Annotated in this window: 16 protein-coding genes; 10 read left to right on the plus strand and 6 right to left on the minus strand. The window is 66.7% G+C overall.

The genetic code is table 11. The features are described from left to right. Positions 1 to 131: 131 nt before the first annotated feature. From AC1DW0_RS11305 to AC1DW0_RS11335, 7 genes are all read left to right on the plus strand, one after another. The gene (locus AC1DW0_RS11305; RefSeq protein WP_477945876.1) at positions 132 to 1,253 is read left to right on the plus strand and encodes an ABC transporter ATP-binding protein; all 1,122 of its coding nucleotides are present in this window, start codon (positions 132 to 134) and stop codon (positions 1,251 to 1,253) included. Then, the gene (malE, locus tag AC1DW0_RS11310) at positions 1,250 to 2,491 is read left to right on the plus strand and encodes a maltose/maltodextrin ABC transporter substrate-binding protein MalE (protein WP_457352939.1); all 1,242 of its coding nucleotides are present in this window, start codon (positions 1,250 to 1,252) and stop codon (positions 2,489 to 2,491) included. The genes AC1DW0_RS11305 and malE overlap by 4 nt, the downstream gene beginning before the upstream one ends. Before the next feature lie 5 nt (positions 2,492 to 2,496). Next, on the plus strand, positions 2,497 to 4,080 hold the full coding sequence (gene malF / locus AC1DW0_RS11315) for a maltose ABC transporter permease MalF (RefSeq protein ID WP_477945879.1): 1,584 nt from the start codon (positions 2,497 to 2,499) through the stop codon (positions 4,078 to 4,080). Between the two features lie 278 nt (positions 4,081 to 4,358). Beyond that, the gene (gene malG, locus AC1DW0_RS11320) at positions 4,359 to 5,249 is read left to right on the plus strand and encodes a maltose ABC transporter permease MalG (RefSeq protein ID WP_457446334.1); all 891 of its coding nucleotides are present in this window, start codon (positions 4,359 to 4,361) and stop codon (positions 5,247 to 5,249) included. Positions 5,250 to 5,254: 5 nt separating this feature from the next. Next, the gene (locus AC1DW0_RS11325) at positions 5,255 to 7,627 is read left to right on the plus strand and encodes a glycoside hydrolase family 13 protein (RefSeq protein WP_457352943.1); all 2,373 of its coding nucleotides are present in this window, start codon (positions 5,255 to 5,257) and stop codon (positions 7,625 to 7,627) included. After that, complete coding sequence (locus tag AC1DW0_RS11330; protein WP_457352945.1) at positions 7,624 to 8,502, plus strand: aldo/keto reductase; 879 nt, start codon at positions 7,624 to 7,626, stop codon at positions 8,500 to 8,502. The genes AC1DW0_RS11325 and AC1DW0_RS11330 overlap by 4 nt, the downstream gene beginning before the upstream one ends. Then, entirely contained in the window at positions 8,484 to 9,560 is a 1,077-nt protein-coding gene (locus tag AC1DW0_RS11335; RefSeq protein ID WP_457352947.1) for a hypothetical protein, read from the plus strand. The genes AC1DW0_RS11330 and AC1DW0_RS11335 overlap by 19 nt, the downstream gene beginning before the upstream one ends. Positions 9,561 to 9,790: 230 nt before the next feature. Here the strand turns inward: AC1DW0_RS11335 and AC1DW0_RS11340 are convergent, their stop codons facing one another. From AC1DW0_RS11340 to glk, 6 genes are all read right to left on the minus strand, one after another. Then, on the minus strand, positions 9,791 to 10,630 hold the full coding sequence (locus tag AC1DW0_RS11340; RefSeq protein ID WP_477945882.1) for a PA4780 family RIO1-like protein kinase: 840 nt from the start codon (positions 10,628 to 10,630) through the stop codon (positions 9,791 to 9,793). 31 nt (positions 10,631 to 10,661) lie between these two features. Then, positions 10,662 to 11,045 carry a RidA family protein gene (locus AC1DW0_RS11345; protein ID WP_457352951.1) on the minus strand — a complete coding sequence of 128 codons (384 nt, stop codon included), beginning with the start codon at positions 11,043 to 11,045 and terminating at the stop codon, positions 10,662 to 10,664. After that, entirely contained in the window at positions 11,038 to 11,784 is a 747-nt protein-coding gene (locus tag AC1DW0_RS11350) for a sugar nucleotide-binding protein (protein WP_457352953.1), read from the minus strand. Before AC1DW0_RS11350 ends, AC1DW0_RS11345 begins: the two co-directional genes overlap by 8 nt. Continuing rightward, positions 11,781 to 13,073 (minus strand): alpha-amylase family glycosyl hydrolase, encoded by a 1,293-nt coding sequence (locus AC1DW0_RS11355; RefSeq protein ID WP_457352955.1) that lies wholly within the window; start codon positions 13,071 to 13,073, stop codon positions 11,781 to 11,783. The genes AC1DW0_RS11350 and AC1DW0_RS11355 overlap by 4 nt, the downstream gene beginning before the upstream one ends. Before the next feature lie 221 nt (positions 13,074 to 13,294). Next, entirely contained in the window at positions 13,295 to 16,084 is a 2,790-nt protein-coding gene (locus tag AC1DW0_RS11360; protein WP_457446346.1) for a TonB-dependent receptor, read from the minus strand. A 455-nt stretch (positions 16,085 to 16,539) separates the two neighbouring features. Then, entirely contained in the window at positions 16,540 to 17,532 is a 993-nt protein-coding gene (glk, locus tag AC1DW0_RS11365; protein ID WP_477945885.1) for a glucokinase, read from the minus strand. A 350-nt stretch (positions 17,533 to 17,882) separates the two neighbouring features. Here glk and AC1DW0_RS11370 point away from each other — a divergent pair, with 350 nt between their 5' ends. The 3 genes from AC1DW0_RS11370 to AC1DW0_RS11380 all read left to right on the plus strand — a co-directional run bounded on the left by AC1DW0_RS11370 (position 17,883) and on the right by AC1DW0_RS11380 (position 23,136). Then, positions 17,883 to 19,790: a glucokinase gene (locus tag AC1DW0_RS11370; protein ID WP_477945887.1), complete on the plus strand. Its 1,908-nt coding sequence runs from the start codon at positions 17,883 to 17,885 to the stop codon at positions 19,788 to 19,790. A 177-nt stretch (positions 19,791 to 19,967) separates the two neighbouring features. Beyond that, positions 19,968 to 21,119, plus strand: coding sequence for an efflux RND transporter periplasmic adaptor subunit (locus AC1DW0_RS11375; RefSeq protein ID WP_477945888.1), 1,152 nt, complete (start codon positions 19,968 to 19,970; stop codon positions 21,117 to 21,119). 1 nt (position 21,120) lies between these two features. Next, positions 21,121 to 23,136: an ATP-binding cassette domain-containing protein gene (locus AC1DW0_RS11380; protein ID WP_477945890.1), complete on the plus strand. Its 2,016-nt coding sequence runs from the start codon at positions 21,121 to 21,123 to the stop codon at positions 23,134 to 23,136. The last annotated feature ends 70 nt before the right edge of the window (positions 23,137 to 23,206 follow it).

Below are 23,206 nucleotides of genomic sequence, written 5' to 3' on the forward strand. Positions count from 1 at the left end.
CGGATCACCTCTGTTGTTGCTAGCGCGTAGCGAATGTATATTGTCTACAAAGACGGCCAAAGAAGAGAAATTTAGCCGTCGAATGACGAGACAAGCCGACCACCAGACGGCCGGCGACTGAAAGGTTAGAAGTGGCAGACGTTCGACTGACCGGTGTGGAGAAAGCCTACGGCGACATCCGCATCCTTCACGGCATCGACCTGGAGATCCGCGACGGCGAGTTCATGGTCTTCGTCGGCCCCTCGGGCTGCGGCAAGTCGACGCTGCTGCGCACCATCGCCGGCCTGGAAGAGATCACCGGCGGCGAGCTGACCATTGGCGGGCGCGTCGTCAACGACGTGCCGCCCAGCGAACGCGGCATCGCCATGGTGTTCCAGTCGTATGCGCTCTACCCGCATATGAATCTGTACGACAACATGGCTTTCGGGTTGAAGCTGGCCAAGGTGCCCAAGGCCGAGATCGAGACGGCCGTGCGCAACGCGGCCAGGATCCTGCACATCGAGCACCTGCTGGACCGCAAGCCGAAAGACCTCTCCGGCGGCCAGCGCCAGCGCGTCGCCATCGGCCGCGCCATCGTGCGCAAACCCGAGGTGTTCCTGTTCGACGAGCCGCTGTCCAACCTCGACGCGGCCTTGCGCGTGCGCATGCGCTATGAGTTCGCCAAGCTGCACGAGGATCTGAAGACCACGATGATCTACGTGACCCACGATCAGGTGGAGGCCATGACGCTGGCCGACCGCATCGTCGTGCTGTCGGCCGGCAAGATTGAGCAGGTCGGCTCGCCGCTGGAGCTGTACGAGCATCCGCGCAACCTCTTCGTGGCAGGCTTCATCGGCAGCCCGAAGATGAACTTCATCGACGCGGAGCTGGCGGCCATCGAGCCGGGTCATGTGGATGTGAAGCTGGCCGGCAGCGGCGTCGTGCTGCGTGCGCTGGTGGATGGCAGCGGTGCCAAGGTGGGCGACAAGGTGACTCTCGGCGTGCGGCCGGAGCACATCCGTCAAGGTGGCGAGAACAACCTGGTGTACAGCACCGTCGCCTTCGTCGAATCCCTCGGCGGCATCACCTTCGCCTACTGTCCCTACCCCGGCCTCGAAGAGCCGCTGACCTGCCAGTTCGAAGGCCGCAACGGCTGCGACCGCCTGCGCAGCGGCCAGGATCTGGACCTGCATCTGCCGGCTGAAGCCTTGTACGTGTTCGACGCCAACGGTCTGGCCTTGCGCCGGCTGGCTGCGCCGGAGCTGCAGGCATGACGGCTGTGAAGAAAACACAGCCACAGAGGCACAGAGGCACAGAGAAGAAAGCTCTGAAAGCCCTTTCGCGTTTCACTGTGTCTCTGTGCCTCTGTGGCGGCATTTCGGCGGCGTCGGCGGACACACCCAAGCTCCTGGTCTGGATCAATGGCGACAAGGCCTACAACGGCCTGCAGAAGGTCGGCGATGCCTTCGAGAAGGCCTCGGGCGTCAAGGTCGTCGTCGAGCACCCGGTCGATGCGACCGACAAGTTCCAGCAGGCCGCCGGCGCCGGCAAGGGCCCGGATATCTTCTGCTGGCCTCACGACCGTGTCGGCGAATGGGCCAAGGCCGGCCTGCTGACGCCGCTGCGCCCCTCCGCCAAGCTGAAGGCCGAGTCCGAGGAACAGGCCTGGAATGCGCTGAGCTACCGGGGCCGCATCTGGGGCTACCCCATCGCCATCGAGACCACGGGCCTGATCTACAACAAGGCCCTGGTGCCCACGCCGCCTGCGACCTGGGACGAACTGATTGCACTGGACAAGAAGCTCCAGGCCAGCGGCAAGCACGCCGTGCTGTGGGACTACAACAAGAGCTTCTTCAGCTGGCCCATGATTGCCGGCGCGGGTGGCGTCATCTTCGGCCGTGATATCCAGGGTGATTTCGATCCCAAGAAGGTGGACGTCAACAACGAAGGCGCCCTGGCTGGTGCCCAGATGATCGAGCGCCTCATCAAGGGCGGCCACATGCCCAAGGGCGCGCGCTACTCCGAGATGGAGTCCGCCTTTGCCCGTGGCGAGGTGGCCATGATGATCTCCGGCCCCTGGGCCTGGGACAACGCCAGGCGCGCCAAGATCGACATCGGTGTGGCAGGCATCCCGGCCGTCATCGCCGGCAAGCCGAGCAAGAGCTTTGTCGGCGTGCTGGGCTGCATGATCTCGGCGCCCAGCAAGAACAAGGACATCGCCAAGGAGTTCATCGAGAACCACCTGATGCGCCCCGAAGCGCTGAAGGTGCTGGATGCCGACGTGCCCATCGGCGTGCCGGCCAACAAGGCCTTCTACGCCGAGCTGTCAGTCAACCCGCTGATCGCAGCCAGCATGACCAATGCGCGCAACGGCGCGCCCATCCCCAACATCCCCGAGGTCGGCCGCTTCTGGACCGCGATGGACGCGGCGCTCGAAGCCATCACCAACGGACTGCAATCACCGAAGGACGCGCTCGACGGCGCCGCCGCACGGATGCTGCTGAACAAATGAACGCCTTGTCCTCATCCCTCGGCCAAGGCGCCTACACGACGCTGCCGCCCTCGCTGACCGAGAAGCTGTCCAAGTGGCTGCACTGGCCGCTCGCCATCGCCGGCATGGTTGCCGCGCTGTATCTCGTCTTCCTGATCTACACGACCGGCCAGGCCGCTTGGGCCGCCGGCGTGCTGCTGCTGTTCACCGCCGGCTTCTACGTCTACCTCAGCCGCGGCGGCTTCGCCTGGCGCTACCTCTTCCCCGGCGTGGCCGGCATGCTGGTCTTCATCGCCTTCCCGCTCGTCTACACGGCGCAGATCGGCCTGACGAACTACTCCAGCATCCACCTGCTCAGCGAAAGCCGCGTGCGCGAGTACCTGCTGGAGCAGCATGACGCGGTGGAAGACCGGGTGCTGAACTACAGCCTGCATGCCAGCGGCGCCGAATTCCGCCTCGTGCTTAAAACCGAGGGCGAAGCCAACCCGCAGTGGATGTCGCCACCGCTGGCGCTGCGCGCGGGCAAGGACCTCCGCGTGGACCTGGCCGCGGCGGACGCCACGTCCGCACCGACAGGCGCCGCCCTGCCCTTGCCCGAGCTGATCAAGCACCGCGACGCGCTGGCCAAGCTCGTGCTCGTTGCGCCCGACAAGACCGAGCTGCATTACCTCGGCCTGCGCGAGTTCGGGCCCGTCAAGCCGATGTGGACGACGAATGCCGACGGCAGCCTGACCCGCGCGCTGGATGGCGCCGTCTTCAAGCCCAACCGTGACACCGGCTTCTTCGAGGCCCAGGCCGACGGCGGCAAGGTCGAGACGCTGCAACCCGGCTTCAAGGCCTTCATCGGCGTGGCGAACTACACGCGCATGCTGTTCGACGCCGAGTTCCGCGGCCCCTTCCTGTCCATCTTCAGCTGGACGGTCATCTTCTCTGCGCTGACCGTCGTCTTCTCAACCGCCATCGGCATGCTCTTCGCCGTGCTGCTGAACTGGGAGGGCATGAAGTACCGCACCACCTACCGCACCCTGCTGTTCCTGCCGTATGCGGTGCCGGGCTTCATTTCCATCCTCGTCTTCAAGGGCCTGTTCAACCAGAACTTCGGCGAGATCAATGCCATCTTGAACGCACTGATCGGCGTCAAGCCGGCCTGGTTTGCCGACCCGCTGCTGGCCAAGACCATGCTGCTCATCGTCAACGTCTGGCTGGGCTACCCCTACATCATGATCCTGTGCTCGGGCCTGCTGAAGGCGATCCCGGCGGACCTGTACGAGGCCTCGGCCCTGGCCGGCGCCAGCCCCGCGACGAACTTCCTCAAGATCACCGCGCCGCTGATCATCAAGCCGCTGGCGCCGCTCTTGGTCAGCGCCTTCGCCTTCAACTTCAACAACTTCGTGCTGATCGCGCTGCTGACCGACGGCCGGCCGGACTTCCTGTCCACCAAGCTGCCCGCGGGCCAGACCGACATCCTCGTCAGCTACACCTACCGCATCGCCTTCAAGGACTCGGGCTCCGACTTCGGCCTCGCCGCGGCGATCTCGACGCTGATCTTCTTCCTCGTGGCGGCGCTGTCGCTGATCAACCTTCGCATGAGCGCCAAGGCACAAAAATGATGCTGGCATCGATGGGTTGCCAAGCGCGGCAGACGAGGGACTACGTGTCCCCCGGCCGCTACGCGACCTCCTCCTTTACCTTCGTCCCTCGCCCGCCGCACTCGGCAACTGGACCCAGTGGGTTTCTTCAGCGAAGGAAACCGCTGGTGTTGGATCGGGCCGGGTGGGCGGGCTGCGCAGGTAAAGGAGGAGACCGCGCAACGGGCGGGGGACACGGAGCAGACCGCTCACCCGGGCCGATCCCGACCCATCCAGAAAGACATTCGGAGTTCTGAACCATGGCCATCGTCCTCGGCAAACAAGCCCGCTGGCGCACCCTCGCCGGCCACGCGGTGATGTGGATCTTCATCGCCATCACCATCTTCCCGCTGCTGGCGGTCGTGTCCATCTCGCTGCGGCCCGGCAACTTCGCCACCGGCAGCCTGATCCCGACCGAGATCAGCCTGGAGCACTGGAAGCTGGCCCTCGGCATCCCGTATCAAGCCGCCGACGGCAGCCTCGTGCAGCCGCCCTTCCCCGTGCTGACCTGGCTGTGGAACTCGATCAAGATTGCCACCATCTCGGCCTTCCTCATCGTCGCCATCTCCACCAGCGCGGCCTATGCCTTTGCGCGCATGAAGTTCCGCTTCGACAAGCCAGTGCTCAACGGCATGCTGCTGCTGCAGATGTTCCCGCCGGTGCTGGCGCTCGTCGCCATCTACGCCATCTTCGAGACCATCGGCACCTATGTGCCGGCGCTGGGCATCGAGACGCATGCCGGTCTGGTGCTCGCCTACCTGGGCGGTATCGCCACGCATGTGTGGACCATCAAGGGTTACTTCGAGACCATCCCCGTAGAGATCGAGGAGAACGCCAAGGTCGACGGCGCGACGCACTGGCAGGCCTTCTCGCGCGTGCTGCTGCCGATGGCGATTCCCATCCTGATGGTGGTCTTCGTGCTGGCTTTCATCGGCACCATCATCGAGTACCCGGTGGCGTCCATCCTGCTGCGCGAAGAGGGCAACCTCACGCTGGCCGTCGGCTCCAAATACTTCCTGCACGACCAGCGTTTCCTGTGGGGCGACTTCGCGGCCGCGGCCGTGCTGTCGGGCCTGCCGATCACGTTGGTCTTCCTGCTGGCACAGCGCTGGATCGTCTCCGGCCTGACTGCTGGCGGCGTCAAGGGCTGATCCATATGTTGAAGACATTCGCGCTGTGCGCAGCGTTGCTTTCGCTCGTCCCTGCGGCTCATGCCGCCAACTGCAAACCCGCACCGCTCGGCGACGCCACTCTTTATCTGCGCGGTGGGCTGAACAACTGGGCGGCGCAGGATGACCACGCCTTCGAGTACCGCTGCGATGCCTACTTCCTCAACCTCAAAGCCAAAGGGCCGCAGGAGTTCAAGCTCGCCGATGAGGACTGGACGGCCGCCCTCACCTTTGGCGGCGACGCCAAGGGCGACCCGGCTCGCGGTGCCGGTGGCAACCTCAAGCGCGACTTCAAGGGGGAGCAGACGCTACGCCTGGCGATTGCCGCCGACGGCAGCGCCACGCTTACCGTCGGCCCCAGGACCTTCAAACCCACGCCACCCAAGCCCCTCACCGACAAGGCTGCGCTGACGACCCACTTCGACTCCCGCAGTGCCGAGTCCAAGGCGCCTTTCGGTGCCCAGCCCGCCGGCAGCGAGATCCGCTTCAGCATCGGTAACGACGTGCCCGGCCTGAAGCAGGCCACCCTCGTCATCGAACGCCGCCAGATGACCGGTAACCAGGAGCAGCTCGCCTACGAATCTGTGGCCCGCATCGCCATGACGCCACATTCGCGCGGCATGGGCATCGGCTTCACAGCGAGCTATCGCTTCGACGCCACTGGCATCTACGGCTACTGGTTCGAGATCGAGACCGCCCAGGGCAAGTACGCGCTGCAGAACAACAAGGACCCCATCTACTGGACGCGCGAGAAGGGCTCCATGGGGCCTGCCTCGGTCGAGCGCCTGCCGTCCAACACCAACCGCGTGCGCCGCTACCGCCAGACCATCCATGCGCCCGGTTTCGAGGTGCCGGCCTGGGCCCGGGACATCGTCTACTACTACGTCTTCCCCGAGCGCTTCCGCAATGGCGACAAGGGCAACGACCCTCGCCCCGGCGGCGGCCGGCCACAGGACCGCTACCAGGACCGCGACGTCGAACGCCACGAGAAGTGGAACGAGAAGCCCTTCAAGCCGAGTACGGGTGACGGCTCGGACAAGCTCTACAACAACGACTTCTTCGGTGGCGACCTCGCCGGCATCATCGAGAAGCTGGACTACATCAAGAGCCTGGGGGCCAACGCCATCTACCTGACGCCGGTGTTCCGCGCGCCCAGCAACCACAAGTACGACGCGGCCGACTACAAGCAGATCGACCCGGCCTTCGGCAGCAACGACGACTTCGTTCGCCTGTGCGCCGAAGCCGCCAAGCGCGGCATCCGCGTCATCCCCGACACCTCGCTGAACCACGTCGGCGCAGACTCTCCCTACTTCAACCGCTTCTCCAATTTCCCCGCGGGCGGTGCGTTTGACGGCGGCAAGATCAACCCCGCCTCGCCGTATGCGAGCTGGTTCAAGTTCAAGCCCGAGGAGACTGACCCCAACAAGCAGTTCCAGGGCTGGGTCGGCGTGTCCGATCTGCCGGAGATCGACAAGAGCGCCCCGTCCTTTCGCGCCTACGCCTACCGCGACAAGGACTCGGTGACCAACCTCTGGCTGGACCGCGGCGCGGCCGGCTGGCGCATGGACGTGGCGCCCTGGGTGCCCGACGACTTCTGGCGCGAATGGCGCCAGGCTGTCAAGGCCAAGAAGCCCGACGCGCTGACCGTCGCCGAGACCTGGTTCGATTCGTCGAAGTACTTCCTCGGCGACATGTTCGACTCGACGATGAACTACATCTTCCGCAACGCCGTGCTGGACTACGCCGCCGGCAAGAGCGGCAAGCTGATGGCCGCCAACCTGGAGCTGATGCGCGAGGCCTATCCGGCGCAGTCCTTCTATGCGCTGATGAACCTGTTGTCGACCCACGACCAGCCGCGCGCCCTGCACCACTTCGGCGAGGACCGCGATCTGGCGCTGGCCAAGCAGCGCCTGCGCCTCGCCGTCTTCTTCCAGATGACCTACCCCGGCTCGCCGACCATCTACTACGGCGACGAAGTGGGCTTGGGCGGTGGCGACGACCCCTACAACCGCGCGCCCTACCCCTGGGCCGACGAAGGCGGCCAGCCCGACAACGCGCTGCTGGCCGACTTCAAGCGCCTGACCCAGCTGCGTCACGACCTTCCCGTGCTGCGCCATGGCACGCTGAGCGCACCGCTGCATGTTGACGACCATGTCGTCGTGCTGGCGCGCCAGGACGGCAAGACCTGGGCCATCACGGCGACCAACAACAGCGACAAGCCACGCACCGTCAGCGTTGGCCTGCCCTTCCCGGCCGACCAACTGCGCGACGCACTGGGCGGCTCCACCGTGACCGTGAAGAACGGCTGGATTCAACTCACCGTGCCGCCGCTGTTCGGCCGCGTCCTCATCACCCCATGATCCTGAACCCTCTCGGCCACACAGGCCTCAAGGTCTCCGCGCTGGGCTTCGGCGCGATGCACATCAACGACGAGCGCACGACCGAGGCTGAAGCCGGCGCGTTGCTGAACCATGTGCTGGACCTTGGCATCAACCTCGTCGACACCGCCCGCGGCTACGGCCTCAGCGAGGAGCGGATCGGCCGCCACCTCAACACGCGCCGTGCGGACTTCGTGCTGTCCACCAAGGTGGGCTACGGCGTCGAAGGCGTGCCGGACTGGACGTACGACTGCATCGTGCAGGGCGTCGAGCGCGCGCTGCGGCTGATGCAGACCGACTGGCTCGACATCGTCCACCTGCATTCATGCCCGCTGCATGTGCTGGAGCAAGGCGAGGTGACGCGCGCGCTGAACGACTGCCGTGCGAGCGGCAAGCTGCGCGTGGCCGCCTACTCGGGTGACAACGCCGAGATCGACTTCGCGATCGCCAGTGACGCCTTTGGCAGCCTGCAGACCTCGGTCAGCATTTGCGACCAGGCCCATCTGAACCTGCGTGCCGCTCGGGCCGACCATGCCGGCATCGGCGTCATCGCCAAACGCCCGCTGGCCGGCGCCGTCTGGCGCCATGCGCAGCGGCCGGATGACTTCGCAGAAGGCCAGTACTGGGACCGCTTCAAGGCCATGAGCCTGCCCGCGAAGGAAGACTGGGCTGACCTGGCCCTGCGCTTCGCGGCCTTCCACACGGGCGTTGCCAGCGCCATCGTCGGCACCGCCAAACCGGCCAACCTGCGCCGCAACATCGAAGCGATCTCGCGTGGACCGCTGCCAGCCGAACTGGTGGTCGCCGTCCGCGCGGCCTTCGACCAACATGGCGATGCATGGCCGGGCCTGATCTGACGCTGGACGAAGCACGCCAGCGAACCAACCTGGCTTTCATCTCCAGTGGTGCCGAGTTCGCCTTTGGTGATGCGGCCGCGCTGCCCTTGCCGGTCGCGCAACTGAAGGCACTGAACGCCGACAGCCCCGGCGTTGAAGCCGCGCACAACGGCGGCTTGACCGCCGAGGTGCTGTGCCTCAACCACGCCGGCCAGCGCTGGGCCATCAAGCGCGCCCGCGCCGAATGCCGGGTGCGCAACCCCGACGGCCAGACATCCTTCCTGAACGAGCTGCAGCGCCACGCCGAGCTGGCCGGGCTGGCCTTGCCGGGCGTCGTCGCGCCCGCCTACGGCTCGCTACGCGATGGCCTCGTCGTATCGCCCTGGATTGCCGGCCGCCCCCCGGGCGTGCTCGACGAGCGCCAGGCGCGCACGCTGCTCGAAGCCGGCTGCGCGCTGATCGAGCACGGCTTCTTCGAGTGGGACTACAGCGCCGGCAATCTGCTGGACGACGGCGAACGCGTCTGGCTCTACGACTTCGGCTACTGCTACCGCTTCGACCCGCTGACACAGTTCAACAGCGCCGGCGATGGCCACAACCGCCCCCAATACCACCTCGCCGAACGCATCGAAAGCCGCCACCTGTTCGGCGCCTTGCTCGATGCGGGCAGCGATGGCGACGCCCTGTCCCATTTCCTGGGTTTCAAGCGGCTGGCAGCGCAGGCCTATGAGGGCCTGGCCGAGCGCCTGGCCTGCCGCGGCGCCACCGGGCGCGTCATCGGTCACTACCGTGGGCTGGCCGTTCGCTGGCGCCACGAACTGGTCCACGCGCCGGGTCGGCTCTACCTGGCCGACGCCTGGCGCGCCCACCGCAGCGATCTCGAAGACGACCTGCGCGGCCGCTCCTGCACGCCGCGCACCCTCAGGCGTGCCCAGTGGCTCCAGCAGGCGCTGCGCGAGCACGGCCACACCCTGCGCAGCTGCGGCGCATTGGCGCAGCAAGATGCAGCCCTGGACGACGCGGCTTTGCTGCACCAGCTGCGCGAACAACAACTCGAAGCCGAGCGCCACCAGCTCTAGGGTCAACCCCGTCACCTCGGCGGGACTGGCCATCGCGCCCAACCTGATGCTGCACTACCCCGCGGCGGCCTATCTCTTCGTCAGCCCGAGTCGCCCCGGCCTGGCCGCCGAGCTGAAGACCCGCCTGGAGGCGGCGATCACCGACGGCATCTTCCAGCGTCTGCATCGCGAGTTCTACGGCGCCGTGCTGCAGGCCAGCGGCGCGAGCTGTAGCTGCAGCCGGGCGAAACCTAGCTCATGCGAAGAACGCGCGCTGCCTCTTCCAGGCGCGCGTCCTCGATCTCCCTCAACACGCCCGACAGGTCCACCTCGCCGCGCTTGTGCTCGTAGCGGCCCGTCAGCGGCATGCCGGGCACCAGCAAACCGGCAGCGTAGAGCGACCAGATCTCGGGGCCGTACTGCGTGGCCAGCAAGTCCGGCGCGTGCTGGCCGAAGAAGTTGCGCAGGTTGTTCACGTCGCGTATGAGCATGCGCGGCGCATGGTTGTTGCCGGCGGCGTCCACGGCCTGCGGCAGGTCGATGATGACCGGGCCATCGGCGGCCAGCAGCACGTTGAACTCGGACAGGTCGCCATGGATGACACCCGCGCAGAGCATGCGAACGACCTCGCCGATCAGCGTGTCGTGGTGCTGGCGCGCCTCGGCCGCGCTGAAGTTCAGGTCATTGAGCCGCGGTGCAGCGTCGCCGAACTCATCGGCCACCAGTTCCATCAGCAGCACGCCATCATGGAAGTTGTCGGGCCGCGGCACCCGCACGCCGGCCGCAGCCAGGCGGTAGAGCGCGTCGACCTCGGCGCTCTGCCACGCCGCCTCCTGCTGCTGGCGGCCGAAGGTCGTGCGCTTGGCCATCGCGCGCGCCTGCCGGCTGTTGCGGACCTTGCGGTTCTCGGTGTAGTCGACGGCCTGGCGGAAGCCCCGCTTGTTGGCCTCCTTGTAGACCTTGGCGGCACAGGTGTCATCGCCGCAGCGCACGACGTAGACATCGGCTTCCTTGCCGCTCTTCAGTTGCCTAACGACGCTGTCGATCAGGCCTTCATCAATCAGTGCCTGCAGGCGGGCGGGTGGTTTCATGGCGTCATTGTCGACGCGGGCGGGCCTGGTCTCAGGAGCCCAGCTTCTGCCCCGCCGAAACAGGCGCCGCGACGACCACCAGTTCGATCAACAACCCCGGCGCCAGGCCAGATTGGAAGCAGGCCCGCTGCGGCCAATGTTCGGGATGCGGCCCGATCCATGCCTGCCATTGCAGGTCGAAAGCATCCCGGTTGGCGATGTCGGTGAGGATGACCTGCAGCGACAGCAGGTGGGTGCGCGCCGAGCCGGCTTCCTGCAGATGCGCTTCGAGCATCTGCAGGCTTTGACGCACCTGTTCTTCAAAGCCGGCCGAGAAGTCGGTCGCGTTGGCCACCGTCCAGACCAGGCCGCCAAAACCCCCATGAGCCACCGTGCGGCTGCGGCCCTTGCCGTTGATGGGCCAGCGCTCAATCACGGGTGAGCCCAGGCAAGCGCGCCGAAAGCGGTGGCAAGCGGCTGACGCCGCCGATGAGGCGCTGGTCATGCCGGTAGCCCTCGTCCGCCTGGACTTGCCAGTCGCGGCCGAACTCGATCGCGAGTGCGCGCGCCACCTCATCAAAGCGCCAGCCCTCCTCGGAATTGCTGTCCAGGTGGTGCACACCGAGCAGCGGCCGTTCGATCAACGCCAGCAGCGCGGCGGCCGTGTCGGTCATGAAGGAGCAGGCCGGCGTCCATGCTCGGCTTGCGGCCACATGGCCATCGCGCTTTTGCCATTCATCCAGCGTCATCAGCATGTTGTTGCCAGGCCGGGTCGCGTCGATCTGCCAGCCGATGCGGGCGATGACGGGCCTCTCATTGGCCAGCAACACGGCGTCTTCGCACTCGGCCTTGTAGCGGCCGTATTCGTCCTTGGCGTTGCGCGCGTCGGCCACGTCATGCGGACCGTCGGGCTCGTGGTCGAAGACCATGACCGTGCTGGTAAACAGGAAGTTCGGACAGCGCGACGCCAGCCAGCCCGCGAAGCGCGCCGAAGCCATGCCCAGGTGGGCGATCGCGTCCACCGACTGCGCGGAAAGCCAGGTGGCTGACAGCTTCTCATCGTCGAGGTTCACCGCGGTACGGTCCCAGCCGATGACCTGATGCCCGGCTGCGCGCGCAGCCTCGGCCAAGCGTGGCGCCAACGTGCCGTTCAGGCCAGTAATGAGGATTCTCATGACAACTGCCACCCCCATGGGCGCAGCTTGTGGCCCTGCCAGAGCTGTTCCATCTTCGACAGGTTGACAGCCACGCGCACCAGGTCCTGGTCCAGGCGGCGCTCGAAGGCGACGATGTCGGGCGGGCTGTCCAGCAGCTTCACCGGCGCGCCGTACTGGCCGGCGGCCAGCGCCGGATGCTGGTGCTTGAGCGCAGCGAGGCTGGCGTAGAAGTCGCTCAGCTCATAGGTCTTCCAGTCGATGGCGTCCTTCTCGAAGAACTCCAGCTTCTTGGTCAACCGCGACTCCTGGCCGTTGTAGACCAGCGGCATGCCGGGCAGCGTGAACGTCAGTACCGCCAGTGCGGGGTAGGCGTCGCCGTAGAGATCGGCGTCGGTGCCGTGCCAGGAGTTGAAGTCGTGATTGCTCGTGAAGCGCATGCGGTAGGCATGGGCGGGAAAGCCCGCCGGTTGCTTGGCCAGCCACTCCTTCAACCGTGGGGCGCCCGCCTCGCCCTTGCCGATCTTCTTGAACACCTGGTCGGCCAGGTCCCAGGAATAGGTCATGTCGAAGGCGCCGCTGGTGTGCAGGTCGATGGCGTCGGACTCGGCCAGCATGAACATCGGCTTGACCGCGTCCAGCTCCTTGCGCACACGCACCCAGAAGTCGGTCGGCACCAGGCTGGCCACATCGCAGCGGAAGCCATCGATGCCGGTTTCTCGCACCCAGAACTTCATCGCGTCGATCATTGCGGCGCGCAAGCCCGGGCTCTTGTAGTTCAGCGCGACGACATCGTCCCAGTGCTCCTCGCCCGGCTGGCCTTCGTTGAAAGTGACGGCGTGGATCTCACCCTTGCCGTTGAGCTTGTACCAATCCTTGTGTGCCGTAGCCCAGGGGTGTTCCCAGGCCGTGTGGTTGGCCACCCAGTCGAGGATGACCTTGAACCCCAGCTTGTGCGCCGCAGCGACCAGCGCCTTGGCATCGGCCAGCGTGCCGAACTCGGGGTTCACGGCCGTGTAGTCGCTGATCGAGTAGTAGCTGCCCAGCGTCCCCTTGCGGTTGAGCTTGCCGATGGGCTGGATGGGCATCAGCCACAGGATGTCCACGCCCAGCCTTTTCAGCCGCTGCAGGTCCGACTGCACGGCCTTGAACGTGCCTTCGGGCGAGAACTGGCGAACGTTGATCTGGTAGATGACGGCCTGGCGGGTCCAGGGCAGATGGGGCATCTCGACGGAAGCGGCGGCAGAGGCACTCATGGCGGGCAGGGCGAGTGAGGTGGCGGCGGTCAGTACGGTGCGGCGGTTGGGCATGGCGGTCTCGATGAGGGACGTGCTGCGTGATCGCGGGCAAGTGGCAAGCGGTGGCGCCATTGAAACGGAAGATGCGTCCATGCGTGCGACAGAGGTCGAGCTTCTCTCCAGCTTGTGCGTCATGTGTCCCCTGAATCATCGCCCGTCTCCCGACCGGGCCGATGAGGGCCCCCAAACGAAAAAGCCCGGCGCACGGCCGGGCCTCATTCAACACCGAAGCATCAGAACTTGTAGTTCGCCCCCAGCAGGAAGGTGCGCCCCCAGCGGATGTACTCCAACGGGCGATCCTTGGTGCCGGCGTAGGTTTGGTAAGCCTCGTTGGTCAGGTTGTTGACCTGGAACAGCAGCCCCAGACCCTTGAAGGCGCCCTCGTTGAAGGAGTAGCCCAGTTGGAGGTCGGTGATCTTCTCGCCAACAACGTAGCGCAGGGTACGTGAGCCGTTGAAGTTGCCGATTTCACCAATGAAGTCCGAGCGGCGGCGCTGGCTCACGCGGGCCTCGAACCCATTGGCCTCGTAGTAGGCCGTCAGGTTGTAGACCCGCTTGGACAGGCCGGGCAGCGCGATGTCGCCGCCACCCACGCTGCTCGCACTCTCCGGATCCTGGATCTTGATGCTGCTGTGGGTGAAGCTGGCGCTGGCCTGGATGCCAAAGCCCTTGAAGGTGTCGGAGACGAGGCTCAGCGGCAGCGAGGCCGAGAGCTCGACACCAGACAGCTTCCCGCCCTTGCCGTTGAACGGCGCCGTGAACGTACCCGTGGGCAGCGCGGCGGGACAAGGCTGATTGGGGCCGGCAGGCGTCGTGCACGTGTTCGGCGGCGTGTAGCTTTTGACGAAGTCCGTGAAGTCGTAGCCGTCCTGTTTCTGGGTGTAGATGTAGCTCTTCAAGTCCTTGTAGAAGCCCGCCGCGGCGATATAGGCCTTGGTGCCGAAGTACTTCTCATAGGACACGTCGAAGGCATTGGCGATCCACGGATCGGCCTTGGGGTTGCCGCCGCTGGCGCCGGGCTTGCCGGTCGAGTTGTCGACGCCGAACTCGATGCCCGAGCGGAGCTGGTCCACGCGCGGGCGGGCCATCTGGCGGGCCAGGGCCACGCGCAGGGTCTGGTCATCGGCCAGCGAGAAAGCCAGGTTCATGCTTGGCAGCACGTCGGTGCGCACCTTGCCGTCGCTGTTGGTCTTGACATTGCTGCCGGCGGGCGCGTTGCTGTCCCAATAATTCGACGTGGACGACTGATCCACGCGGATGACTTGCAGGCCCACGTTGCCGCGCATGGGGATGCCGCCCCACTCGGTGTCGATGTTGCCCTTGATGAAGCCGGTGGTGGCCTTCTCGTACACGTTCCAGGCCTTGGGGATCAGATAGGCCGCGCTGGTCTCGCTGGGGTTGAACGTCATGTAGCGCGACACGGCGCCCGGCACGTTCCAGGCCGGGATGCTGCCCAGGCCCGCAAAGCTCAGGTCCACGGGGGCGTACTGCAGGTCGCTGGCAATGGCGGTGTCACCCTGCGAGCCGACGTTGATGTTGCCCTCGGGCTGGCGCTTCTTCTTGGAGCGGTCGGCGTAGTTGACACCCAGGTCCACGTCCTGGAAGAAGCCCTTGATCGAATCCGGCAGCGGGAAGTTGCCAGCCAGCTTGAACGACTTGAGTTCGTCCTCAACGCTGGGACGCTTGCCGTAGCCCGAGCCGTAGATCGTGCCGCGCAGGAACAGCTTGGTCGGGTCGGAGTAGTTCAGCGTGGGGGTCAGCGTCGGGAAACTGGACGTGGCGAAATTCAGCTTCAGGGTGTCCAGCGGTGCGGTTGCGCCGGTGGGCAGCAACTGCGTGTTGTTCTCGAGATTGGTTTCCTTGCGGTCAGCCTTGGAGTAGCTCACATCCGCCGTCAGCGTGCCACCGCCGGCCAGCTTGAGCTTGTTGTTCCAGCCGAAGGCATCGATGGTGTCCCTGCGGTCGTTGTACATGCCACGCACCAGCGGGTACAGGCCGCTGGCGCTGCCGCCGACGAAGGTGTTGTTGCCGTTCACCACCGGGGAAGCGATGTTCAGGCCCGGGTTGTAACCGCCGTTGTAGCCGCCGAGATTGACTTCGAACTGGTTCGCGGTGTCCTCCTGCGTGGCCCTGGTGTGGTAGTAGTCCACCACGCTGGTGAAGCCCTTGTTCGGGCGGAACTCGGCGGTCGCCATGAAGGCGTCGCGCTTGGTCACCCCAGTGCGGCGCAGGGCCTTGATGCCATCGGAATAGAACGTACCTGCCGCCACGCCCGGGCGCCAGCCGGCGCCCAGCGACTGCCAGGGCTCGTACAGGCCGACCTGCTCTTCCTGGATCGGGGTTTCCTGGTGGGCATAACCCAGCACCAGACCGACGGTGCGGTCGGCGAACTGGTCGATGTAGCTGGCGCTGACGCGGTTGCCCGTGCCCTTGGAACCGGCGGCACCGCCCAGCGAATTCCTCTGACCGCGCACGTTGACGGCCATCACACGGCTGCCGAAGTTCAACGGGCGCACGGTCTGCATGTCGATGGTGCCGGACAGGCCCTGGCCGACCAGGCCGCCGTCCGGCGTCTTGTAGACGCTCACGCCGGCCAGCAACTCGGAGGGGTACTGATCGAACTCGACCGAGCGGTTGTCGCCGGTGCTCACCAGCTCACGGCCGTTGAGCAGCGAGGTGGCGAAATCGGGCGACAGGCCGCGCACGCTGATGACCTGGGCGCGACCCGCCACGCGCTGGGCGGAAAGGCCCGGCAGGCGGCCGATGGACTCGGCGATGCTGATGTCGGGCAGCTTGCCGATGTCTTCGGCCGAGACCGACTCAACGATGTTGTCGGCGTTCTTCTTGACCGAGATCGATGCCTCGATGCCTCTGCGGATGCCGGTGACGGTCACCGTTTCGAGTTGCTGGGTCTGCGCTTGTGCGCCTGCGGCGGCGATCAGCAATGTGCAGCCGATGGCAATCGGACTGATGCGGAACGACGCCGCGGTGCCCGACCCGCACTTGTCTTGGCTCATGGTCATGAATGTCTCCTCTAGTTCATTGGAAAACGGCTTGGCCCGAAGTCCGCCTCCGGGGCCACCGGCGCGCGTCTCGTGGGCGAGAACCCAACGTCTCGAGCAGGTTTGTATCAAAACTAGATTTTTTCCAGCATCTGCGTAAACCCTAGACGTTGCGAAGAAACGACCCGATTTCAGTCAAAAACCGCGGGTAAACCAGCATGGAATTGACACTGCCGGCGAAACATCAGGGCGAACAACTACGCAAGAAGTCAAAACTTGTAGCGCAACTACAGCATCAACTTAGGGGTTAACAACAGGTCTGCCGGCGTGACCAATCGCGTCCGGGCGACGCAAGGCGCAAGGGCGGTCATGCAAGGCGAGAGCACGCAAGGCGAAGCCACACCGGCCGCGCGGCGGCGGCGTGGTGCCAAAGATCGCGTGTGAGAAGACGGCGCGCGCAGACCGCGCGCGCCGTGTCAGGCGTCGGCCTGCTCCAGCGCCAGGGCGGCGCCGGACAATGCGGCCAGCGTGTCGGTGATGAGGGCCGTGGGGATGCCCGCCAGGAAGGGCTGGAAGCGCCCCTTGGCCTCGAAACGGGCGCGGAACTCCGATTGGAAGAAGCGCTCGCCCAGGCGCGGCACGATGCCGCCGCCGATGAAGACGCCGCCGCGCGAACCCAGCGTCAGCGCGACGCTGCCGGCGAAACCACCCAGCATGGCGCAGAAGAGATCCAGCGTGCGCACGCAAGCAGTCGATTCACCGGCCAGGCCCCGGGCGACGATCTGCTCGGTCGGCAGCGAGCTGACGTCTTCGCCCTCGCCGAGCGCGGCCGCGACGGCGCGGCACAGCACCGGCAGCCCGATGCCCGACAGGAAGCGCTCGGCCGACACATGCGGGAACTCGCGGCGCGCCTGGCTCAGCACGGCGCTCTCAAAATCGTCCGCCGGCGCCAGCGTCGCGTGCCCACCCTCACCCGGCAGCGCCAGCCAGCGTCCGGGGGCGCGCACGACGCCACCCACGCCCAGGCCGGTGCCCGGGCCGATGACGGCCATGACCGTGCCCACGGCCACGTCACCGGTCGCGGGCGGGGGCGCACCCCAGGCGCGCAGTTGGTCGGCCCGCAGCCGCGGCAGCGACAGCGCCTGGGCCTCGAAATCATTCAGGCAGAGCAGCGTCTTCAGGCCCAGTTCGGCCTGCGTGCCGGCGCGCGAGAAGCTCCAGGCACCGTTGGTCAGCTCGATGTGATCGCCGTCCAGCGCCGTCGCGAGCGCAAAGGCCGCACTCTGCGGCTGGGCCTTGCCGGCTGGCTGCCCCTGCAGATATGCGCGCACTGCGGCCGCCGGCCCCGCATGGCCCGCCACCGACAGCACCCGCACGTCTTCCACCGCGGCGCCGGGCCCGGCAACGGTGCCGAAACGCGCATTGGTGCCGCCGACGTCGGCCACCAACCAGGGGTAGGCGGCACTCATACAGAAACTCCCGAAACAAGGAGGGGCGCAAGGCAGCGGATATTCAGGAGTCGGGCAGTGGCAAACACAGGGCTGAAAAGGGTGAAATGACGGTCGCGGCGGACGGTAGCAAAACTACATCCAATCGACAATACATACTCGCCCTTGGAATCTCATCTCGAATGAGAAAACGCTTTCAACTCCCGGCAAGCCAGCCATCGCCCTGGGGAAACTCGATTGCCGAGGATCTGTAGTGAAGCTACAACCTGTTTGAGCTTCCACACCAGGAATCGCCCCCGAAAGGGTCCAAGGCAGGTCGCCTGCGCGCCTGCTGATAATCGCCCGTCTTTCCTCAGGTTCCTTCAGCGCCCATGCCCCGTTTCGACAGCCCCCGCCTGCTTGCCGATATTGGCGGCACCTATGCCCGTTTCGCGCTGGAAGTCGGCCCGGGTGAGTTCACGCAGATGGCCTCGCTGCGCTGCGCCGACCACGCCGACTTCCACGCCGCCGTGCGCGCCTATCTGCAAGGCCTGAGCTGGCAGGACGGCGGCGCACAGCAAATCGCGCATGCGGCCATCGCCATCGCCAACCCGGTCGAAGGCGATCGGGTGCGCATGACCAACTACCACTGGCAGTTCTCCATCGACGAGATGCGCCAGCGCCTGAGCCTGGACACCCTCGTCGTCGTCAACGACTTCACCGCCCTGGCCATGGCCCTGCCCCGGCTGGCCGAAGTGGATGTGCACCAGGTCGGCGGCGGCCAGGCGCGCCGACCCAGCGTCATCGGCCTGCTGGGCGCGGGTACGGGCCTGGGCGTGTCGGGGCTGATCCCGGCCGGGGAAGGCTGGATTGCGCTCGGCACCGAGGGCGGCCACGTCAACTTCGGCCCGCGTGATGAGCGCGAGATGGACATCCTGAAGTTCGCCTGGAGGACGCTCGACCACGTCTCCTATGAGCGCCTGATCTCCGGCCCCGGCCTGGAGCTGATCTACAAGGCCCTGGCCGACCGCAACGGCGTGGCCACCGAGCCGCTGCAGGCGCCTGCCATCACCCAACGCGCGCTGGAGGACGGCGACGCGCTGTGCCTGGAGACGCTGGAAGTCTTCTGCGGCCTGCTTGGCACCTGCGCCGCCAACCTGGCCGTGACGCTCGGTTCGCTGGGCGGCATCTATATCGGCGGCGGCATCGTGCCGCGCCTGGGCGAGTACTTCGACCGCAGCCCGTTTCGCGAGCGCTTCGAGGACAAGGGGCGCTTCCGCGACTACGTGTCGGCCATCCCGACCTTCGTCATCACAGCCGAGCACGCCACCTTCAAGGGCGCGTCGGCCATCCTCGAGAACCAGCTGCGCAACCTGCAGGCCTCGCCCGGCTCGGCCATCCTCGGCCAGATCCGCCGTGCGCGCAGCGAGCTGTCACCCGCCGAGCTGCGCGTGGCCGACCTGGTGCTGGCCCAACCACGCTCGGTGCTGAACGACCCCATCGCCGAGATTGCCCGCGCCGCCGGTGTCAGCCAGCCGACTGTCATCCGCTTCTGCCGGTCGCTGGGTTGCGAGGGCCTGTCCGACTTCAAGCTGCGCCTGGCCTCCGGCCTGACGGGCACGGTGCCGGTAACGCACACCCAGGTCAACACCAACGACTCCATGCTGGAGCTCGGCGCCAAGGTGCTGGGCAACACCGCCAGCGCCATCCTGCAGGTGCGCAGCCACCTCAACCGCGACACCATCGACCGCGCCATCGACATGCTGTTGTCGGCCCACCGCATCGAGTTCTTTGCGCTCGGGCATTACGGCGTCGTCGCGCAGGACGCGCAGTTCAAGTTCCTGCGCTTCGGCATGCCCTGCGGCGCCTACACCGACCCGCGCCTGCAGCTGCTGGCCGCCGACGTGCTGCGCGAGGGCGACGTGGCCGTCGTCATCAGCAGCGGCGGCCGCCTGCCCGAGCTGCTTTCCGTCGTCGAGAAGGCGCAGGAACGCGGCGCCAAGGTCGTGGCCATCACGGCCAGCCAGAGCCCGCTGGCCAAGAAGGCAGATGCGACGCTGATCGTCGACCACATCGAGGACATCGCCACCCACCTGCCCATGGTCAGCCGCATCCTGCACCTGCTGGTCATCGACATCCTGGCCGTGGGCGTGGCCATGCGCCGCAGCCCCGACAGCATCGCCGCGCTGACCGTCGGCGGCGAGGACGACGACGGCAAGACTGCACGCGGCGCCAGCACGGCGGCCCCCGGAGTGAGCATGGCCTCGCCGCTGGCGCGGCTGACCTCGCACAGCCGCTGAGTGCACGGCTTGAAGTACTCAAGCCCTGACCCCACATGACTTTTGCCAAGCGGCGCTTCACTCACGACGATGTGTGAAGTGGGGCCGCCAGGCTCCGTTCAACTGCTACGCTAGCCGACCCATCACGCCAATGCCGGCCGGAAGGGGCGAATAAGACCCCATCGTCCTGGGAGGGACATGAAAGCTTCTTTTCTGAAACGCTGGCGCGTGCGCCTGATCGTCATCGCCGTGCTCGCTGCCGCTGGCGCCGCCTGGTGGTTCACTCGCACACCGCCCCCGCCTCCCCCTCCGCCCAGCGGCGTCGTCGCCCTGGCTGACGTGACCCAGACCGTGCAGGCCGCCGGCGTGCTTCAGGCCAAGACGCGCGTCGACGTCGGCGCCCAGGTCAGCGGCCAGGTCCAGACCATCCACATCGAGCTGGGCCAGCAAGTCAAGAAGGGCGACCTGCTCGTCAGCCTCGACCCCGAGCTGGCGCGCAGCGACGTGGCGCAAGCCGAAGCCGCCGTGGCCCAGGCCAGCGCGTCTATCGACAGCCGCCGCGTCGACGCCGAAGCCGCCCGCCGCGAACTCAAGCGCCAGCAGCGCCTGCTGGCTGGCCAGGCCACCTCGGGCAACGAAGCCGAGAAGGCCGAGATCGACATCGCCAAGATCGAAGCCGATCTGCGTGGCCAGGCCGCCAACCTCACGCGCCTGCAGGCCGAGCTGGACAAGAAGAAGGTCAGCCTCTCCTACACGCGCATCACCGCGCCCATGAATGGCACCGTCGTCAACCTGCCCGTGCAGGTGGGACAGACGCTGATCTCGGTGCAGATCACGCCCGTCATCCTGACGCTCGCTGACCTCGACACCATCACCGTGCGCACCAAGGTGCCCGAGGCCGACATCCAGGCCATCAAGGTGGGCCAGACGGCGCGCTTCACCACGCTGTCGGGCGAAGGCAAGCGCTACGAGGGCAAGGTGCGCGTCATCCAGCCCGTGCCGGAGCGCGCGGGCAATGCGGTGTTCTACAACGTGCTGTTCGAGGTGGACAACCGCGAGCGGGCGCTGTTCAGCGACATGACGGTGCAGGTCGACATCGAGACCGGCTCCGCCAAGCAGGTGCTGGCCATGCCCATCGTCGCCCTGGGCGAGCGCGGCAAGGACGGCCGCTTCACGGTGCAGGTGCTGGACGCGGCGAACAAGCAGACGCCGCGGCAGGTCAAGGTGGGCCTGCAGGACGGCGCCAAGGTGCAGGTGCTGGATGGCCTGAAGGCCGGTGAGAAGGTGTTGCTGGCGCCGCCGAGTGCGGCCGACGCAGCCTCCGCTCCCGCCAGCGCAGCGTCCACCTGACATGGCTCTCATCGAGCTGAAGGACGTCGCCCGGCACTACCAGCTGGGCGAAATCGACGTTCCCGCCCTCGACGGCGTCAGCCTCAACATCGAGGCCGGCGAATTCGTTGCCATCATGGGCCAGTCCGGCTCGGGCAAGAGCACGCTGATGAACGTGCTCGGTTGCCTGGACAACCCCACCAGCGGCAGCTTCGTCATCGACGGCAAGGACGCCAGCACCCTCGGCCCCGACGAGCTCGCCGCCCTGCGCCGCGAACGCTTCGGCTTCATCTTCCAGCGCTACCACCTGCTGCCCCACCTGGACGCGCGCGCCAACGCCGCCCTGCCCGCCGTCTATGCGGGCGTCGGCACCGGCGCGCGCGGCGGGCGGGCTCGGGCGCTGCTGGAGCGGCTGGGCCTGGGCGACCGCCTGCACCACCGGCCCAATGAACTCTCGGGCGGCCAGCAGCAGCGCGTGTCCATCGCCCGGGCGCTGATGAACGGTGGCCAGATCATCCTGGCCGACGAACCCACCGGCGCACTGGACTCGGCATCCGGCGCCGAGATGCTGCGCCTGCTCGAAGAGCTGAACCAGCGCGGCCACACCATCATCCTCGTCACCCACGACGCCGCCGTGGCGGCTCATGCGCGGCGCGTCATCGAGCTGAAGGACGGCAAGGTCGTTGCCGACAACGGCACGCCGGCCGGCCACATCGCACCCACCGAGCTGCCCAGCGATGCGCCGCCCGTGAAGGAAGGCGGCCGCCTGCGCCGCCTCCAGGTGCAATGGCGCGAGGCCGTCGCGACGGCCCTGCTGGCGCTCAAGGGCAACCGGCTGCGCACGGCCCTGTCCATGCTGGGCATCAGCATCGGCATCGCCTCCGTCGTCAGCATCGTCGCGCTGACCACCGCGGCACGGGACTCCATCGAGACCGACCTCAGCAGCCTGATCTCCGGCCGCATCCCCGTCTGGCGCGGCAACCCCGCCCTGCCACCCGGGGCCGTGCCCCAGCCCTTCCGGCCACACGAGATCGACTCGCTACGCGCGCTCAATGGCGTCAAGAGCATCACGCTGAACCGCCAGATGCAGCTGACCGCGCGACACCAGTCGCGTGACGCGATGCTGGAGGCCATCGGTGGCGACACGGCCACGTTGAAGGCGCGCAAGCTCAAGCTCGTGCAGGGCCGCTATCTCAGCGCGATGGATTACGAGACCCGCAGCCAGGTCATCGTGCTCGACGAAAAATCGCGCGACGCGCTGTTCAAGAAAGGCGAGTCGCCACTGGGCCAGCTCGTCTTCGTCAACCCCGGCATGGCGCCTGACGCCCAGGCCGCCCAGCAACCGGGTGCGCCACCACCGCCCACGGCCGCCCTGCCCTTCACCGTCGTCGGCGTCGTCGCACCCGAGGGCGGCGCCTTCAGCTTTGGCAGTTGGCTGGGCCAGCTCTACGTCCCGCACACCACCTTCTCGCGCAAGCTGGACGCGCGCGCCGACGTCGACAACTTCGACGTGCTGCTGGACCTGACCGTGCCGCCTCAGCAGGTGCGCGAGCAGATCATCCACCGCCTCAAGGCCCTGCACGGCCGCGAGGACTTCGGCACCTGGAACGGCGAAGAGGAGTTCCGCAAGTTCCAGAGCGTGACCAGCGCTATGGCCGCCCTGTTCGCTGGCGTCGCGGCCATCTCGCTGCTGGTGGGCGGCGTGGGCGTCATGAACATCATGCTGGTGTCGGTATCCGAGCGCACCCGCGAGATCGGCATCCGCATGGCCGTTGGCGCGCGCCAGGGCGATGTGCGGCTGCAGTTCCTCATCGAGGCCGTCGTGCTGTGCATCCTGGGCGGCCTTGTGGGTGTCTGCCTGAGCTGGCTGGCGGCCCAGGCCGTCAACGCGGCCCAGCAGCATCTGCATGTGGTCATCAGCTGGGCGGCACTCGGCGTGGCCTTTGCGGTGTCCAGCGGCGTAGGCCTGGTGTTTGGCACGCTGCCCGCGCGCCGTGCGGCGGCTCTCAGCCCGGTCGACGCGCTGGCACGGGAGTAGAAATGGAGCCCCTCGTCCAAGGAGAACCTTGGCCGGTCCCCCGAGGGGACGGCGATGCTTGCGGCATCAA

Source organism: Roseateles sp. P4_D2 (genome assembly GCF_056401875.1).

Coding starts and splice junctions, on each gene's coding strand:
- malE (WP_457352939.1), top strand. CDS start 1,250: ATGACGGCTGTGAAGAAAACACAGCCACAGAGGCACAGAGGCACAGAG.
- malG (WP_457446334.1), top strand. CDS start 4,359: ATGGCCATCGTCCTCGGCAAACAAGCCCGCTGGCGCACCCTCGCCGGC.
- AC1DW0_RS11325 (WP_457352943.1), top strand. CDS start 5,255: ATGTTGAAGACATTCGCGCTGTGCGCAGCGTTGCTTTCGCTCGTCCCT.
- AC1DW0_RS11330 (WP_457352945.1), top strand. CDS start 7,624: ATGATCCTGAACCCTCTCGGCCACACAGGCCTCAAGGTCTCCGCGCTG.
- AC1DW0_RS11335 (WP_457352947.1), top strand. CDS start 8,484: ATGGCCGGGCCTGATCTGACGCTGGACGAAGCACGCCAGCGAACCAAC.
- AC1DW0_RS11340 (WP_477945882.1), bottom strand. CDS start 10,630: ATGAAACCACCCGCCCGCCTGCAGGCACTGATTGATGAAGGCCTGATC.
- AC1DW0_RS11350 (WP_457352953.1), bottom strand. CDS start 11,784: ATGAGAATCCTCATTACTGGCCTGAACGGCACGTTGGCGCCACGCTTG.
- AC1DW0_RS11355 (WP_457352955.1), bottom strand. CDS start 13,073: ATGCCCAACCGCCGCACCGTACTGACCGCCGCCACCTCACTCGCCCTG.
- AC1DW0_RS11360 (WP_457446346.1), bottom strand. CDS start 16,084: ATGACCATGAGCCAAGACAAGTGCGGGTCGGGCACCGCGGCGTCGTTC.
- glk (WP_477945885.1), bottom strand. CDS start 17,532: ATGAGTGCCGCCTACCCCTGGTTGGTGGCCGACGTCGGCGGCACCAAT.
- AC1DW0_RS11370 (WP_477945887.1), top strand. CDS start 17,883: ATGCCCCGTTTCGACAGCCCCCGCCTGCTTGCCGATATTGGCGGCACC.
- AC1DW0_RS11375 (WP_477945888.1), top strand. CDS start 19,968: ATGAAAGCTTCTTTTCTGAAACGCTGGCGCGTGCGCCTGATCGTCATC.
- AC1DW0_RS11380 (WP_477945890.1), top strand. CDS start 21,121: ATGGCTCTCATCGAGCTGAAGGACGTCGCCCGGCACTACCAGCTGGGC.